At 68.4% G+C, this 15,936-nt stretch carries 13 protein-coding genes; 5 read left to right on the plus strand and 8 right to left on the minus strand.

The window, feature by feature from the left end:
• From GXW78_RS00890 to GXW78_RS00925, 8 genes are all read right to left on the minus strand, one after another.
• Positions 1 to 1,224 carry a CaiB/BaiF CoA transferase family protein gene (locus tag GXW78_RS00890; protein ID WP_211865206.1) on the minus strand — a complete coding sequence of 408 codons (1,224 nt, stop codon included), beginning with the start codon at positions 1,222 to 1,224 and terminating at the stop codon, positions 1 to 3.
• Positions 1,225 to 1,228: 4 nt separating this feature from the next.
• Positions 1,229 to 2,404: an acyl-CoA dehydrogenase family protein gene (locus GXW78_RS00895; RefSeq protein ID WP_211865208.1), complete on the minus strand. Its 1,176-nt coding sequence runs from the start codon at positions 2,402 to 2,404 to the stop codon at positions 1,229 to 1,231.
• 67 nt (positions 2,405 to 2,471) lie between these two features.
• On the minus strand, positions 2,472 to 3,356 hold the full coding sequence (locus GXW78_RS00900; RefSeq protein WP_211865210.1) for an MBL fold metallo-hydrolase: 885 nt from the start codon (positions 3,354 to 3,356) through the stop codon (positions 2,472 to 2,474).
• A gap of 25 nt (positions 3,357 to 3,381) precedes the next feature.
• The gene (locus GXW78_RS00905) at positions 3,382 to 4,383 is read right to left on the minus strand and encodes a Bug family tripartite tricarboxylate transporter substrate binding protein (RefSeq protein WP_211865212.1); all 1,002 of its coding nucleotides are present in this window, start codon (positions 4,381 to 4,383) and stop codon (positions 3,382 to 3,384) included.
• 75 nt (positions 4,384 to 4,458) lie between these two features.
• Complete coding sequence (locus tag GXW78_RS00910) at positions 4,459 to 5,346, minus strand: DMT family transporter (protein ID WP_338147647.1); 888 nt, start codon at positions 5,344 to 5,346, stop codon at positions 4,459 to 4,461.
• A complete protein-coding gene (locus tag GXW78_RS00915) occupies positions 5,343 to 6,221 on the minus strand; it encodes an alpha/beta fold hydrolase (RefSeq protein WP_211865214.1) in 879 nt (292 codons plus the stop codon). Before GXW78_RS00915 ends, GXW78_RS00910 begins: the two co-directional genes overlap by 4 nt.
• 69 nt (positions 6,222 to 6,290) lie before the next feature.
• The gene (locus GXW78_RS00920) at positions 6,291 to 9,200 is read right to left on the minus strand and encodes an ATP-binding protein (RefSeq protein ID WP_211865216.1); all 2,910 of its coding nucleotides are present in this window, start codon (positions 9,198 to 9,200) and stop codon (positions 6,291 to 6,293) included.
• Positions 9,201 to 9,203: 3 nt separating this feature from the next.
• A complete protein-coding gene (locus GXW78_RS00925) occupies positions 9,204 to 10,280 on the minus strand; it encodes a TRAP transporter substrate-binding protein (RefSeq protein ID WP_246521732.1) in 1,077 nt (358 codons plus the stop codon).
• A gap of 136 nt (positions 10,281 to 10,416) precedes the next feature.
• Between GXW78_RS00925 and GXW78_RS00930 the strand changes: the two genes are divergently transcribed.
• From GXW78_RS00930 to GXW78_RS00950, 5 genes are all read left to right on the plus strand, one after another.
• Entirely contained in the window at positions 10,417 to 11,157 is a 741-nt protein-coding gene (locus GXW78_RS00930; protein WP_211865218.1) for a glycerophosphodiester phosphodiesterase family protein, read from the plus strand.
• Positions 11,158 to 11,243: 86 nt separating this feature from the next.
• Entirely contained in the window at positions 11,244 to 12,059 is an 816-nt protein-coding gene (locus GXW78_RS00935) for an ABC transporter ATP-binding protein (protein ID WP_211865220.1), read from the plus strand.
• Positions 12,056 to 13,957: an AMP-binding protein gene (locus GXW78_RS00940; protein ID WP_211865222.1), complete on the plus strand. Its 1,902-nt coding sequence runs from the start codon at positions 12,056 to 12,058 to the stop codon at positions 13,955 to 13,957. The genes GXW78_RS00935 and GXW78_RS00940 overlap by 4 nt, the downstream gene beginning before the upstream one ends.
• The gene (locus tag GXW78_RS00945; protein WP_211865224.1) at positions 13,958 to 14,851 is read left to right on the plus strand and encodes a branched-chain amino acid ABC transporter permease; all 894 of its coding nucleotides are present in this window, start codon (positions 13,958 to 13,960) and stop codon (positions 14,849 to 14,851) included.
• Positions 14,852 to 14,858: 7 nt separating this feature from the next.
• Positions 14,859 to 15,923, plus strand: coding sequence for a branched-chain amino acid ABC transporter permease (locus tag GXW78_RS00950; protein ID WP_211865226.1), 1,065 nt, complete (start codon positions 14,859 to 14,861; stop codon positions 15,921 to 15,923).
• Positions 15,924 to 15,936 lie beyond the last annotated feature (13 nt).

The following is a 15,936-nucleotide window of genomic DNA, read 5'->3' on the forward strand; positions in this document are numbered from 1 at the left end:
TCAGCGCGGCGCGAAGCGCGGGCCGAGAGCGCCGGCCTCGCGCAGCGCTTCGCGTTCCTCATCCGCAAGTCCCAGAATGCCGGTCAGCACGTCGCCTTCATGCTGGTTCAGGAAGGGGCTCGGCACGAAATCGGGCGGCGGCGCGCCTTCAATGCGCAGTGGCGTGGCGGGGAGGACGACGCGGCCGACCTCGGGGTGATCCACCCAGCGGAGCATGCCGCGCTCATGCATGCCGGGGTCTTCGAGGACTTCCTCAAGCGTCCGCACCGGCGCGGCGGGCACGCCCTTCTGCCGGGTCAGTGATTCCAGCTCCGCACGCGTGTGCCTGGAGGTCCACGCCGTGACCAGAGCATCGACCGCCGCCATGTGCTTTACGCGGTCGGGATTGCTGCGGAAGCGCGCGTCGCCGATCAGGGCATCCTGCCCCATGGCGCGCAACAGCCGGTCCCAATGTTCCTCAGTGACGACGATGATGGCGATCCAGCCGTCGGAGGCGGGATAGACATTGTACGGCGCCATGGCGAGGCCGGCGTGGCTGTTGCCGGTCCGTGGGGGCAGGCCGTCGGTCTTGCCACCGAAATGCATCCCGATGGCGGATGCCAGCGTGGCGTAGGCGGCATCCTGCATGGCGACCTCGACATAACCGCCCTTGCCTGTGCGTTCGCGGGCAAAGAGCGCCGTCATCACCGCGCCATAGAGGTGGGTGCCGCCGAGGAAGTCGCAGACGGTGGGGCCGGCCTTGGTTGGTGGTCCGTCGGGAAAGCCGGTGGTGTGCATGATGCCGGCTGCGGCCTGCACGGTCAGGTCCATCGCCAGGCGATTGCGGTCGGGCCCCGTCTGCCCGTAGCCGGAAGCGCAGGCATAGATCAGGCGCGGGTTGCGTTCGCGCAGCACCCGATGTCCGAGGCCGAGACGCTCCATCGCGCCGGGAGAGAAGTTCTCGATCAGCACATCGGCACGATCGACCAGGCGCAGGAACACTTCCTGCCCCTTCGGGTTCTTGAGGTCCAGCGACAGGCCAAGCTTGTTCGAGTTCAGCATCGCCTGCGGCACCGATCCGCCGGCGACCGCCGAGCGTCGGCGCAGCGGTTCGCCGTTCGGGGGTTCGATCTTGATGACGGTCGCACCCGCCATGGCCATCAGGAAGGCACAGTAGGGCGCCTGATAGATGTGCCCCAGGTCGAGAATCAGCAGCCCTTCCAGCGGGCGTTGCAGCGCGTCCATCGGCTCAGACCTTGGAACCGAGCGTGCGCCGGCCGATGGCGCTGCGATGCACCTCGGATGGTCCTTCATAGACGCGCATCACGCGCACCTGCTGGTGCATGAGCTGCAGCGGCAGTTCCTTCGTCATGCCCATGGCGCCGAAGGTCTGCATCGCGTTGTCGAGCACCGACTGCGCCATCTCCGTCGCGCGCACCTTGAGGATCGACGCCTCCATGCGCACATCGGCGCCGGCATCGAGCTTGGCCGCCAGGTCGTTCACCATCAGCCGACAGGCGTGCATCTCCATCACCGCCTCGGCGGCGAACCACTGGATGGCCTGACGGTCGGCGAGGCGCACGCCCCAGGTGACGCGGTTCTGCGCCTGCTCCGTCATCATCTCCAGCGCGCGGCGCGCCATGCCGATGCAGCGCGCGCCCATCTGCATGCGCCGCACGTTCAGGCGAAGCTGCATCGGCGCATAGCCGCGGCCCGGTTCGCCGAGCACATTCTCGTGCGGGACACGGCAATCCTCGAAGACCAGCTCGTAGGTCGTGCGGCCGCCGATCATCGGAATAGCGCGTTCGATGATGAAGCCGGGCGTTCCCTTCTCGACGATGAAGGCGGTGACGCCCTCCTGCCGCTTCCCGTCGCCGGTGCGCGCCATCAGGATGATGAAGTCGGACTTCGGGACGTTGGACACCCAGATCTTGCGGCCGTTGATAACCCAGTCGTCGCCGTCCCGCACAGCGCGCGTCGTCATGCCGGCCGGATCGCCGCCGGCGCCGGGCTCGCTGATCGCCATCGCCGACCGCTGCTCGCCCCGCGCGTAGGGGTCAAGATACTTCGCCCGCTGCATAGGGCTCGCGACCGACAGCATCATGTGCAGGTTCGGGCTGTCCGGCGGGATGATGAAGGGCACGCAGGCGCGGGCCATTTCTTCCTCGGCCGCCGCAAGGGAGACGAGCGGCAAGTTGGCCCCGCCGAAGGCCTCGGGTACGTCGAGGCCCCACAGGCCGAGTTCCTTGCAGCGGGCGAGAAGGCCGGCTTCCTCCTCGGTTGAGAGCTTGTAGCCGCCGCCCTCGGCCTCGCGCTTCAGCACGGCGGGCTCGAGCGGCAATAGGTCGCGCTCCACGAACTTCGCGACCAGGTCCCGCAGCATCCGGGTCTCTTCACTGGCGGCGTAGGGTTGGCTGTGGTCCATGGGTTCGCGTCCTCCGTTGGCCCGGAGCGGACCACCGGGCGGCGAGCTTCGTCAAGCCGGGGAGCGCTCAGCGCAGGTATCGCCAGCGGAAGCGATCGCCGCGGGTTTCGATTCGGCCGACCGTCGGGTCGGGGAAGTGAATTGGCAGGATCCTCGCATCCGTATCGGCGACCTGCCCGAAGAACAGGCGACGACTTGCTTCGGCCTCGGCGGGATCCCAGCAGAATACGGTCGACCAGTCGGGTTGGTGGACCTGCAGGGCGTGGTGCATCAGGTCGCCGGTCACAACGGCGTGCTGGCCGCCGCTGCGGATGTGGACGCAGCAATGGCAGGGTGAATGCCCGGGGGTCGGCTGGATCGTGATGCGGTTGTCGAGCTGGAAATCGTCGTCGACGAGCAGTGCCTGGCCCGCAGCGACGATCGGCTCGCAGTTGAAGCGGTGGACGTTGCCACCGCCCCCCGGGCGTTCTTCCGCCGCCCTGGTGCTGGCATCCCACGCTTCGTATTCGCGCCGGTGAAAGACGTATTTCGCATTGGGAAAGGTCGGGACCCAGCGGCCATCGCGCAGCACCGTGTTCCAGCCCGAATGATCAATGTGGAGATGGGTGCAGAAGACGTAGTCGATGTCCTCGAAGGCTAGGCCCTCCGCCTTCAGCCCGTCGAGCCAAGGCTGCTTCGGGAAGTCCATGGGCGGCGGGTAGCCCTTATCCTCGCCGGTGCAGGTATCGACCAGAATCGTGTGATGCGGTGTGCGCACGACATAGGTCTGGTAGGTGATGACCATCTTGCCGGAGGCGGGGTCGTAGGTCTCCGGCTCGACCTCCCGCAGCCGCTCGGCGAGCAGTTCCGGTGCGGCAGCGGCCTTGGGGAACATCGCTTCGGGCGCGCGCCAGGGGCCGTCGCGCTCGATGATGCTGGTGATGGTGACGTCGCCGATGGTCAGCTTGCGCATGTCGCGTTCCGATCCGTTCAGGTCGTCACTCGGCGCGAATGCCGGCTTCGGCAGCGACCCGGCGCCAGGTCGGCACGTCCTCGGCGAGGCGGGCGGCCAGGACGTCGGGCGTGCTCATCAGCGGTTCGGCGCCCAGCGTCGCGAAGCGGGCGCGGAAGTCCGCGTCGCCGCGGAGGGCGATGAGTTCCGCCGACATGCGGGCGAGGATCGGTTCGGGCAGCCCCTTGGGGGCGGCAATGGCAAACCAGTTCGGAGCGATGTAGCCGGTCACGATCTCCACCGCGGCCGGAACCTCCGGCACGAAGGGAATGCGCGATGCCGTGGTGACGGCGAGGATGCGTGCGCGTCCCTCTCGCACCTGACCGAGCGTTTCCACGGTGCTCGCGAACACCACGTCGATATCGCCGGCATAGAGCGCGTTGGTCGCCTGTGCCGCGCCGCGATACGGCACATGGGTCAGGTCGATCCGCGCGACCGAGGCCAGCATTGCCCCCGACAGGTGGTTCGAGGAGCCGATGCCTGAAGTGCCGTAGGTGATGATGCCGGGCTTCGCGCGCGCCTCCGCCACCAGATCCTGAAGCGTTGCAAAGCGGTGGTCGGCGCGGACGACGATGGTCGTCGCGATCTCCGCCACCAGGCTGACCGGTGTGAGGTCCGTCCGCGGGTCGAAGCCCAGATTCGCGTAGATCGCCGGCAAGATGGCGAGTGAGGAGGACGTCAACACGAAGTGGTAACCGTCGGGCGGCGATTGCACGACCGAGCGGAGCCCGATCGAGCCGCCCGCGCCGGCGCGGTTGTCGATGATGAAGGGTTGTCCGAGCTTCTCGCGCAGCCGCTCGCCGATCAGCCGGCCGACCGTGTCGATCGGCCCGCCGGGGGCGAATGGGATGACCAGACGGATGGGGCGGGCGGGCCAGGTCTCCTGTGCCAGCGCCGGTGCGGCGATCGCGGCGAACCCCAGGGCGGGCAGGGAGCGCCGCCGCAGCGTCGGCGCCTGCGCAATGCGCTCCTTGTCTACATGCTTCATCGTTTCCTCCTGTCGCCGTCGCCGCAGCGTGTTCGGGTTACGATCCGACGGAGGCCGCGTGGACGCAAGCCGTGCTCAGCGGTGCAATGCTTCCCGCCGCGCGATCCACGTCGTGGCCGCAAAGATCACCGCGGCGCCGGCGAAGGTCGTGGAGGCTGGAATCTCGGCAAAGACGAGCCAGCCCAGGGTCGACGCCCAGATCATGTCGACGAACCTGATCGGCTGCGTGGCCGACATGTCCGCCACGCGGAATGCTTCGGTCAGGCACCAATGGCCCGCACTGCCGAGCAGGCCCGTCAGCAGGAACCAGCCCCATTGCTCCGTCGTTGGCCATGACCAGCCGGGCAGGGCGAAGGGCAGGCTGAACGCCGCGACCGTAATCGCCTGCCATGCGACGATGACCTCCGGCCGGTCGCGCCGCGTCAGCGCCTTGGTGATCAGGAAGGATGCGGCGAAGAGCGGCGCCGAGGACAGCATGACGAGCGACCAGAAGGCATCCCCGCCGCCGGTGAACTGCGGCGCGACGATGATCAGCACGCCGAGGAAGCCGATGCCGGCCGAAATCCAGCGCGCCGGCACCATCGCCTCGCCCAGGAACAGCACTGCGCCGGCCATGATGAAGATCGGGCCGGTGAAGCCGATCGCGGTCATGTCGGCCATCGGCACATGAGGCAGCGCCCAGAACCACAGCAGCAGGCCGGCGGTATGCAGCACGCCGCGCCATGCCTGGCCCGGCAGATCATGGGGCCGCCATGCCGCAAGACCCGTCCGCACCATGAAGGGAATGAGGACGATGAGGCCGAACAGATATCGAAGAAACTGCGTCTGAAACGGGTCGAGTTCCCGCGACAGTACCCGAAGGATCGTGTTGAGGAGGCAGAACAGGAAGCCGGCGGCGACCATCCAGGCCATCCCGCGCAATGTGGCGATGCGCCCCGGCTGCGCGGGGGCTGCCGTGGTCACGCCGCGGCGGCCTCCCGCGCCAGGACGCGGCGCAAGGCGGCGTTGAAGGGTTCCGCCGCCTCATAGGCCACCCAGTGGCCGGCGCCGGGAATGCCTTCCGCCGTCGCGCCGGCACGCATGCTGCGGATCAACTCCAGCCTCAGTTCGACATGGGGGCGGGCGATGGCGTCCTGCTCGCCATAGATGGCGGCCAGCGGCGCCCGGCCGCGGGCGATGGCCTGCTTCAGAGAATCGGTGTTGGCCCAGCCGCGGCTCTTGAAGCGGGCGCGGCGCGTATGGAGGTCCTGCATGGCCAGCGCGACGTCGTCGATACGCGAGGCGTCGGCGAACATCAGGGCGGCGAGGTTGTGACGGTTGGCCTCCTCACGGTCGACTCCCTCCAGCTGGCGGACTTTCACCAGCGTGGTCGGGCTTCGCTCGAAGCCAAGCGCGCCGGCGCCGACGACGGTCAGGGAAAGGCAGCGATCCTGATCCACGGCGGCGAGATGGCCCGAGCAAAGCGCGCCGAAGGAGAAGCCGGCCAGATCGTAGCCGGGGCCGCCCGGCAGGATCATCCTCAGGCCCTCGGCCAGTATGGGCGCGATGGTTTCCGGCGCGGCGGGCATAGGCGGCATGTCGCTGTCACCGAGGCCTGGGAGGTCGGCGCAGATCACCAGGCGATCGGAGGAAAGGTCCGGAATGTTGCGCAGCCAGTGCCGCCAGGACCCGGAGCCGCCATGCAGCAGCACCAGTGGCCGGCCCTGCCCCCAGGCACGCCAGACCATCCTGCCGTCGCCGCAGGGCGTCTCCGCCCGGCGCGCCGCAGCCGCCACCGCGCGCAGCTCCGCATGCGGCTCGTCCCGCGCGTCGTTCGCCGTCCAATCTCCGAAACCCATGGTCGCCAGTATCCCTCCGCGCCTTGCCTACATCCTAGGCCAGGCGGCGGATCGGTCCAGCCGGGGCGGTCATGACACTGGCATGCCCTGAGCGGGGATACCGCCGAGGACGCCATCGACACCAAGGCGCTTTTCAAGCTCGGGGAGTGTCGCCCGGGCGATGGTGATCACCGATGCCTGGAGGTCCGGCGAGGGGTCACCGCCGCGGGCCGCGCGTTGCAACGCCTCGGCCTCGCCGGCGAGACGCGTCGCGCCGAGCGTGCGCGCCGCGCCGACGAGCCGGTGCGCGGCGTGCTGGACGTGTCCGGCATCGGCCTTCTCGGTGGTGCCGGCATTGGTCAGCAGCGAGAGGGCGCGACGCACTTCCCCGACGAACTCGGCGAGGATGCCATGCGCTGCATGGCCAAGCTCGCGCTCAAGCAGGTCGAGCGTGGTGCCGTCGATGTACGGCGCCGGCGCCGTGGCGGCCTCGGCCGGCTTGGCGGCCGGGGCGGCGTCGCGGATACGCAGCGCCGCCAGGATCTGCAGCAGTGCCTGGCGGTCGATGGGCTTCGCGAGATGCGCATCCATACCGGCGCGCCGCGTGGCTTCGATCTGGTCGGGCAGGGCGGAGGCGGTGAGCGCGATGACCGGCACCGCGCAGGCGGGCGGCGGCAAGGCACGGATGCGCCGCGTCGCCTCGAAACCGTCGATGCCCGGCATCTGGAGGTCCATCAGCACGGCGTCGAACGGCGCGTTCGAGAGGGCGAGCAGGGCGCTCACCGCATCCGCGGCAACGTCCACGCTGTGCCCGGCGCCGCGCAGCATGGCCTGCGCGATCTGCCGGTTGGCGGCCACGTCGTCCACGACGAGGATCCGTAGGGGAGTCTCGCCCTCGAAGGCAAGCGAAGGATCGCCGGATGGCGCATCTTCTGTCACCGGCAGACCGGCGCCATGCAGCGGGATCTCGATCCAGAAGAGTGCGCCGCCACCGGGCGGCTCGCTGCAGCCGATCTCGCCCTCCATCAGGGCGACCAGCCGGGCGGAGATCGCGAGACCGAGACCCGTGCCCTGGCCATCCGCCGCGCCGTGCGGGGCCAGCTGCACGAAATCCTCGAACAACAGATGCCGCTTCTCGGCCGGAACGCCGGGCCCGGTGTCCTGGACCTCGATCCGCAGCCGGTCCTCACCCAGGCGGCGCATGCGCAGATCCACGCGCCCGCCATTCGGGGTGAATTTCACCGCGTTGGACAGCAGGTTCAGCAGCAATTGCCGCAGCCGCGTGGGGTCCAGCTCCGCCGTCACGGGCAGAGCCGGGTCCAGGTCGAGGTGGAAGGAAAGGCTCTTGCGCGCGATCTCGGGCGCCAGCAGCGTGGCGCAGCCGTCCAGCAGCGGGCGCAGCGCGATCACGCGCGGGGCCAGGTCGAGCCGGCCAGCTTCGATCTTCGACAGGTCGAGCAGCCCGTTCACCAGGTCGAGCAGATGACGGCCGGCCTCGTGCAACGTCTTCACCTGTTCGCGCTGCTCGGGCTCGAGCCGCGGGTCCTGCAGCAGGACCTGCGCGAAGCCGAGGACGCCGTTCAGCGGCGTACGAAGCTCGTGCGAGACGCGCGCCAGGAAGCGACTTTTCGCCTCGCCTGCGGCAGCCGCGGCGTCGCGCGCCGCGGCGAGCTCCTGGATCGCCCGCTTGAGCGCGGTGATGTCGGTGCGGATACCCACCGTGCCGCCATCCGGCGTGCGCCGTTCGGTGATGAGCACCCAGCGTCCGTCCGGCAGCAGCCGTTCCATCGTCGGCTGGTCGCCGAGGTGATACACCTTGCTTTCGGTGACGAAGGCCTCGATGTCGTCGCCGGCCTGCGGATACTGGCCGCGCTTCGCGCCCTCGCGCATGATCTCGTCGAAGGTGGCGCCTGGCTGGATGAACGGCGCGCTGATCCGGTAGAAATCCTTGTAGCGGCTGTTGCAGGCAGTCAGCCGGTCGTCTGCGTCGAACATCACGAAGCCGTCCGACATGGCCTCCAGCGCATTCTCAAGCGTGAGGCGGGCGCGTGCGCGTTCGGCTTCCGCCTTGTCGCGCTGGCGCAGCATGATCATCAGTGCGAGCGTGACGAGAACGATCACCAGCCCCAGCATGCTGGAGACGATGAAGGCGCGGATACGGTCGCGGTACCAGCCGGCCAGTGCCGCGTCGACTTCGATCGTCGTGGTGATGTACAGCGTGGAGTAGAGCGTCGGCCGTACCGATGCGAAGACGGGGGCGCCGGAGAAACGGCTTGTTGTCAGGACCGCCTGGGCGCCGACCCCCGTGGCACGCGCGTTGGGCTCCAAGCGCTGGCCGATCCGCGTCTCGTCGTGCGGAACGGACGCCAGCAGCACGCCGTCGTCACGTTCGAGGGTCGTGCGGAGCCCGGGACTTTCGCCGGCAGCCGTCAGCAGGAACCGCACGGACGGCACTGGAACCTCGGCAACCGCCAGCACCGGGCCGAGGCCGACGACGGTGACATTCCTGGCAAAGAACAGCGTCCATTCGCCGGTCGAGGGGCTCTGGACCGGACCACCTATCGAGACGCCGCCGCCGCGCTCGACAAGGTCGGAGAAGCCGGTCTCGACGGGCAGCGGAAGCCGTCGGCGGCGGGAGACCGGCAGCGCGGTCGCGACAGGCAAGCCGTTGGGGCCCAGAAGAAGGATGTCGCGATACGTGAAGTTCTGATTGTTGAGCTGGCGCAGCACACGGTTCAGCACGCCCATGTCGAGCTGATCGTTCGGGGCGAAATGGGCGAGGATCGCGGGCAACCCCGCAAGCATCGCATCCACCTGCACGAAGGCACGGTTGATCGATGTCTCGGTGGCCAGGCTGATCCGTTCGACCGACTCCTCGGCGGCGCGGATCTGCGCCTCCCGCGCGCGGTCGATGATCGCCAGCGTCGCCGTCGTCTGCGCGAGCAGCAGGATGATGGCACCGAGGAAGATCGCCCGTCGTAGGAACAGCGTATTCTGCATCACTCAGTCGGGGCGCGCCGTCACGCCTAGCGCCGGGGCGAGGTACCGGTTCCAGGCCTCGACGCAGGGTTCGCCGCAACGGCGGACCCAGCCGGGCAGGATGGTTTCGGTCAGCAGCCGGAGCCGCCGCTGCTGGTCGGCGGTTGAGCCGGCTACGATCGTGGCCTGTCCGCGGCGTCCGCCGGCGCAACTCGGCAGGCCGGCATTGCAGGCGAAGCCATCGACCGTCTCGACCTCCGTCGCGTCCCAGATCTGCCGCTCGAGGATGGCGAGCTCGCGTCGGATCAGGGTGCGCGCCCATTCCGGCAGCGCGGCCCAGGCCGCACGATTGGCCCCGAACATCGACAGGCCCCAGGTGATTGCCATGCTGTGCATGTAGGTCGTCGCCTCATGCAACCCGATTGCGTTGGCCGAGAGCGTTCCGGTCACGGCGCATTCAACGACGCCCGAGCGCACCGCTGCCAGAGTCTCGGCAAACGGGATGACGACGGGCGTGGCACCCAGCGCGGCGAACATGTCGGACTGGCCGACGGAAGATGTCCGGATGCGCCGCCCCGCCAGGTCCGACAGACCGCTGAAGCGGTCGCGGCAGAAGATCACCTGGGCGGGGTACGTATATACCGCGAGGAGCTCGACATCGTAGCGCTCGGCAAGGAGCTGTTCGAGATGCGGGCGGTAGAGCGCGACGGTCCGGCGCAGCGCCGCCATGTCCGGATTGACCACCGGCAGATCGACCGCGTTGAATTCCGGCTCCTCGTTGCTGACCACGGCGAGCAGCGCCGTGCCGAAGGGGACGACGCCGAGGCGCATCAGGGCGAGCATCTCCTGGGCCCGGATGCCGCTGCGGTCGAACGGGGCGATCTCGGCAACGATGCGCCCCCCTGACACCTCCCTGATGTGGTCGCGCCAGAACGGCTCCTCATACCGCACGAACTGGCTGACGTCGGCGAGGCCGCCAACGATCTTGATGCGGATCGGCTCGGACGCGGTGGTCTGCGCGACCGACCCGGCGGCGAGGAAGGCGAGGAGGGCGGGCAGCAGTGCCAGCGCCGAGCAGTAGCGAAACACCGATCGTAACAAGGCTGCCTCCAGGACGTGCGGAGCCCGCAGGGATTTGCGCCTTCTAGGCGAAGGATGTCACAGTCACCATTAAAGAAACAGGCAACTCGGCCATGGCGGGCCACCCCCGGCGAGCTGGCCGGAACCGGACAATCCCATGAAACCACATCGCAGCGCCATTGCCAGCCACCGCGGGGGTGCATTCCTGTGGCCGGAGAATGGGCTGACCGCGTTCCGGGCCACGGCGCAGCTCGCGCTCGAACAGGCGGAATGCGACGTTCATGCCTCCGCCGACGGCGCGGCGATGGTGATCCATGACGCGACCCTCGACCGGACGACGGACGGGGCCGGGCCCGTCGCCGCGCAGACGGCGGCGGCGCTGGGGCGCCTTCGGCTGCGCGGGGGCGGCGGCGATACGGTGCTCCGGCTCGCCGAGATGCTGGACATCTTCCGGGCCTCGGCCGTCGCGCCGCGGATCGAGATCAAGGAGGGGGTCGATGGACGCCCCTATCCCGGGCTGGTCGGCCGGGTGGTGGGCGAATTGGATCGGGCAGGGCTGCGGCGGCGCAGCTGGATCATCGGCTTCGACGCGCCGACCATGGCCGAGGCACAGGCCGCGGGGGGGCTTGCCGGGGTTGCCTGGCTCCTGGAGCGCGGAACATGGCGGTCCCTCGGCCTTCGCGGCACGATCGCGGTCGCGCAGGCCCATGGTTTCCCCGAGATCGGGGTGCATGAATCGCTGCTCGATGCGGAAGGCCTGGCCATGCTGCATGGCGCCGGGGTCGGCGTGTCGGTCTGGGGCGCGAATCACGAGGCCTCGATCCGGCGGATGCTCGGCCTCGGCGTCGATCTTCTCGCGACCGATGATCCGCCGCTCGCCATCGCCTTACGCGGCTAGCGTTCCCGGCGGCTCGTCGTTGTTGCAACCCCGGCATCGGCACACCTAACCTGCGCCGCAGAAGAATTGCGGGAGGGCGCGTCAAGGTGGCTGGGATTCCGGCTGTCCTCGAAGCGGGGGGCGTGAGCCTGCGCTTCGGTGGCGTCAGGGCGCTGACCGACGTTTCCTTCGCCGTGCGGCGCGGCGAGATATTCTCGATCATCGGCCCGAACGGCGCGGGCAAGACCTCCATGGTCAACTGCGTCTCCGGACGCTACCGCCCCACCGAGGGCCGCATCCTGTTCGAGGGGCAGGACGTCACGCGGCTGCGACCGAACCGGCGGGCCGCGCTCGGCATCGGCCGCACCTTCCAGAACTTGGCGCTGTTCGGGCACATGAGCGTGCTCGACAACATCATGGTCGGCCGCCACCACCTGCTCGGCGCCGGCTTCCTGCGCGGCATGGCCTATTGGGTGGGCGGTGCGCAGCGGGAGGAACTCGCGCATCGGCGCGAGGTCGAGGAGATCATCGACTTTCTCGAGATCCAGCATGTCCGCAAGGCCACCGCGGGCACCCTGTCCTATGGGCTGCGCAAGCGGGTGGAGTTGGCGCGCGCGGTGGCGCTGAAGCCCCGGCTGATCCTGCTCGACGAACCCATGGCCGGCATGAATCTCGAGGAGAAGGAGGACATGGCCCGCTTCATCGTCGACCTGAACGAGGAGTGGGGCATGACCGTGCTGATGATCGAGCACGACATGGGCGTGGTGATGGACATCAGCCATCGCGTCATGGTGCTCGATTTCGGGCGGCGGATCGCCGAGGGCACGCCGGAGGCGGTGCTCGCCGACGAGCATGTCCGGCGCGCCTATCTCGGCGAGGCGGATGAGGTGGTGTCCGGCGCGGGCGAGCCCGCGGCGGCATGACGGGGGCCGAGGACACGCTGCCGCGTCTGCTCCGGCGCAATGCCGCCGCGCATGGTGACGAGATCGCGATGCGCGAGAAGGAGTTCGGCATCTGGCGGGCGCTGCGCTGGTCCGAGGTGGCGGCGCGTACGCGCGACATGGCGCTCGGCCTCCGGGCGGTCGGCGTCGCGCCGGGCGATACCGTCGGGCTGATCGGCGACAACCGGCCCGACTGGGTGATGGGGGAGATCGCGACCCACGCGGTCCGCGGCCGGTCGCTCGGCATCTATCGCGACGCGCTGGATGAGGAGGTGGCGTATCTGCTCGCCTTCAGCAGCGCCGTCGCGGTGATCGCGGAGGATGAGGAGCAGGTCGACAAGCTGCTCAACGTCTCGGCGCAGGTGCCGACGCTGCGGCACATCGTCTATTGCGATCCGCGCGGCATGCGCAAGCACGACGATCCGCGGCTGCTGCCGATGGAGGACCTGCTGCGGCACGGAACGGCCGCTGCCGAAGCCGACCCGCTGGCCTGGGATGCGCTGGTCGACGCGACGCGGGGCGAGGAGGTGGCGATCCTCTGCACCACCTCGGGCACGACGGCGCGGCCGAAGCTCGCGCAGCTCACCGGCCGGGCGCTGATCCGTCATTGCGAAGCCTATCTCGCGGCCGATCCGAAGGGGGCGGAGGACGAGTATGTCTCGGTCCTGCCGTTGCCCTGGATCATGGAGCAGATCTACGTCCTCGGCTGGGGGCTGATCAGCCGAATGAAGGTCAACTTCGTCGAGGAACCCGAGACGATGATGGCCGATTTCCGGGAGATCGCGCCGACCTTCGTGCTGTTCGCCCCGCGCGTCTGGGAAGGCATCGCAGCCGATGTGCGCGCCCGGGTCATGGATGCGTCTCCGCTCAAGCAGCGCGCCTTCGAGGCGGGCATGCACATGGGGCTCGGCGCGCTGGAAGCCGGCGGGCGATCGGTGCTGGCCGATGCGCTGCTGTTCCGCGCGCTTCGCGACCGGCTGGGCTTCACGCGGCTGCGATCGGCGGCGACCGGCGGCGCTGCCCTCGGCCCTGAGACCTTCCGCTTTTTCCAGGCGATGGGCGTGCCGCTGCGGCAGCTCTACGGTCAGACGGAACTGCTCGGGGCCTACACGCTGCACCGGCCCGACGCGGTCGATTTCGACACGGTCGGCGTGCCCTTCGGGCCCGATGTCGAACTGCGGATCCATGAGGCCGATGCGAACGGCGTGGGCGAGATCGTCACGCGGCATCCGAACATGTTCTCCGGGTATCTCGGGATGGAGGACGTGCCGGACATGCGCGACGGCTGGCTGCACACCGGCGACGCCGGCTACTTCAACGCGCAGGGCCAGCTCGTCGTCATCGACCGCATCAAGGATATCGCGACGACGAGCAGCGGCGACCGCTTCTCGCCCCAGTTCATCGAGAACAAGCTGAAGTTCAGCCCCTTCGTCGCGGAGGCGGTGATCCTGGGCGATCGGCGCGCGCATCTGGCGGCCATGATCTGCATCCGCTTCCCGATCGTCAGCAAATGGGCGGAGCGCAACCGGATCGGCTTCACCACCTATTCCGACCTGTCCGCGCGGCCGGAAGTGCTGGCGAAGATCCGCGATGAGGTGGCGAAGGTGAACGCTTCCCTGCCGCCGGCGCAGCGCATCCGGGACTTCATCCTGCTCTATAAGGAACTGGACGCGGATGACGAGGAGCTGACGCGCACCCGGAAGGTCCGCCGGGGTGTGATCAACGAAAAGTACGGCGGGATCATCGACGCGATCTATGCCGGCGACGACGCGATACCGGTGGATACGACGATCGCGTTCCAGGACGGCACGAAGCAGCGGATCAGGACGGTCCTGCAGGTGGCGCGCATGGCGCCGGCGGACCAGGCGGAGGTGGTGTGAATGGACACGACGCTACTGTTCCAGCTGGTGCTGAACGGGCTGATCGTCGGCGCGCTGTACGGCGTCGTCGCCATGTCCTTCGTGCTGATCTACAAGGCATCCCAGGTGGTGAACTTCGCCCAGGGCGAGTTCCTGCTGGTCGGCGCCTGGGTGTGCTGGTGGATGCTGACGCACTGGCAATTGCCGATCTGGGCCGGCTTCCTGTTCACCCTGGCCTTCATGACACTGTTCGGCATCGTGCTGCAGGTGATCGTGCTGCGGCCGCTGGTCGGCGAGCCGGTGATCAGCGTCATCATGGCGACGGTCGGCCTGTCGATCTTCTTCCAGGCGCTGATGAAGTGGATATTCGGCGTCTTCGCGCAGCCCTTCCCGCCGATCTTCACGGTCGAGCGGGTGCATGTGCTGGGGCTGGAGGTGCAGTCGGTCTACCTGGCGAGCCTCGGCGTCTCCGCGCTGATCATGCTCGGCTTCTGGTGGTTCTTCACCTATTCGAAGCATGGGTTGGCGATGCGTGCCACGGCCTATGACCAGCAGGTCGCGCAGTCGCTCGGCGTGTCCGTGCCGAAGGTCTTCGCCATGTCCTGGGCGATCTCGGCGGTCGTCTCGGCCGTTGCGGGCGTTGTCGTCGGCGTGGTGAACGGCGTGTCCTCGGCGCTGTCCTTCTACGGCATCAAGGTGTTCCCGGCAGTCATCCTCGGGGGGCTCGATTCCATCGTCGGCGCCGTGCTGGGCGGGCTGATCATCGGCGTGCTGGAGAATGTCGCGCAGTATGTCGATGCCGAGTGGCTGAACTGGGGGAACATGTATCAGATCGCCCCCTTCTACGCGCTGATCCTGATCCTGCTGATCAAGCCTTACGGCCTGTTCGGCACGCGAAATATCGAGCGGGTCTGACGGCACCATGACCTCGATGGCCCCGGCCGGGGATTTCCGCACCGCCTACCGCGCCGACACGACGATCTTTCCGACGCGCAATGCCCGGCTGGCCCTGCTCGTCGGGCTGCTGGTGCTTTGCGCCGCGCCGCTGGCGCTCGGGCGGTATGAGCTCGGGCTGCTCATCGCCATCGGCTACAGCGCCATCGCGGCGCTGGGGCTGAACATCCTGGTGGGGTTCACGGGCCAGATCTCGATCGGCCACGCGGCCTTCTTCGGCTTCGGCGCCTTCGCTTCGGCACTGCTGGCGGAACATCACGTGCCGGTGCCGCTCGCCATCTGGGGCGCGGGGCTGATGACGGCCGTGGTCGGACTGGTCTTCGGGGCGCCGGCGGCGCGGCTGAAGGGGCTGTATCTCGCGATCGCCACCCTGGCGGCCCAGTTCATCCTGGAAGATTTCTTCGCCCGCGCTCGCTGGTTCTCCGGCGGCGTGGCCGGGCGCGTCACCGAACCCTACACGCTGTTCGGCCTGCGCTTCGACCGGGAGGAGACGTATTTCTACATCGTCCTCGCCCATGTCGTCGTGATGTTCGTCGCCGCCGCCAACCTCATGCGCACGCGGGACGGGCGGGCGCTGGTGGCCGTGCGGGACCATTACCTCTCCGCCGAGATGATGGGCATCAACCTCGCCTACTACCGCACGCTCTCCTTCGGCATCGCCTCCTTCTATGCGGGCGTCGCCGGCGCGCTGTATGCGCACTACCTGCTGTTCGTCAGCGTCGAGGCCTTCAACATCCTCTACTCGATCCAGTTCCTGGCCATGGTCATCATCGGCGGGCTGGGATCGATCATGGGCAGCCTGATGGGCGCGGCCTTCATGGTGCTGCTGCCGGAGATCGTGCAGTCGGCGGCGGATCTGCTGGCCGGCGGCATGATCGACCGGGTGTTGCGGCTTGGCGCCTCCATTTCCTTCCTGCGGGAGATGGCCATCGGCGCCGCCATCATCCTGTTCCTGATCTTCGAACCCGACGGTCTTGCGCATCGCTGGCGGATGATCCGGGCATACTGGAAGCTGTACCCGTTTTCGCATTGAGGCCGGCCAACGG

This window comes from Neoroseomonas terrae, from assembly GCF_018129025.1.
In the GTDB taxonomy this organism is placed as follows: domain Bacteria; phylum Pseudomonadota; class Alphaproteobacteria; order Acetobacterales; family Acetobacteraceae; genus Neoroseomonas; species Neoroseomonas terrae.

Bases quoted from the DNA above. Each gene is read 5' to 3' on its own strand.
- GXW78_RS00920 (WP_211865216.1), bottom strand. From the start codon at position 9,200: ATGCAGAATACGCTGTTCCTACGACGGGCGATCTTCCTCGGTGCCATC.
- GXW78_RS00940 (WP_211865222.1), top strand. From the start codon at position 12,056: ATGACGGGGGCCGAGGACACGCTGCCGCGTCTGCTCCGGCGCAATGCC.
- GXW78_RS00890 (WP_211865206.1), bottom strand. From the start codon at position 1,224: ATGGACGCGCTGCAACGCCCGCTGGAAGGGCTGCTGATTCTCGACCTG.
- GXW78_RS00895 (WP_211865208.1), bottom strand. From the start codon at position 2,404: ATGGACCACAGCCAACCCTACGCCGCCAGTGAAGAGACCCGGATGCTG.
- GXW78_RS00900 (WP_211865210.1), bottom strand. From the start codon at position 3,356: ATGCGCAAGCTGACCATCGGCGACGTCACCATCACCAGCATCATCGAG.
- GXW78_RS00915 (WP_211865214.1), bottom strand. From the start codon at position 6,221: ATGGGTTTCGGAGATTGGACGGCGAACGACGCGCGGGACGAGCCGCAT.
- GXW78_RS00950 (WP_211865226.1), top strand. From the start codon at position 14,859: ATGACCTCGATGGCCCCGGCCGGGGATTTCCGCACCGCCTACCGCGCC.
- GXW78_RS00930 (WP_211865218.1), top strand. From the start codon at position 10,417: ATGAAACCACATCGCAGCGCCATTGCCAGCCACCGCGGGGGTGCATTC.
- GXW78_RS00905 (WP_211865212.1), bottom strand. From the start codon at position 4,383: ATGAAGCATGTAGACAAGGAGCGCATTGCGCAGGCGCCGACGCTGCGG.
- GXW78_RS00945 (WP_211865224.1), top strand. From the start codon at position 13,958: ATGGACACGACGCTACTGTTCCAGCTGGTGCTGAACGGGCTGATCGTC.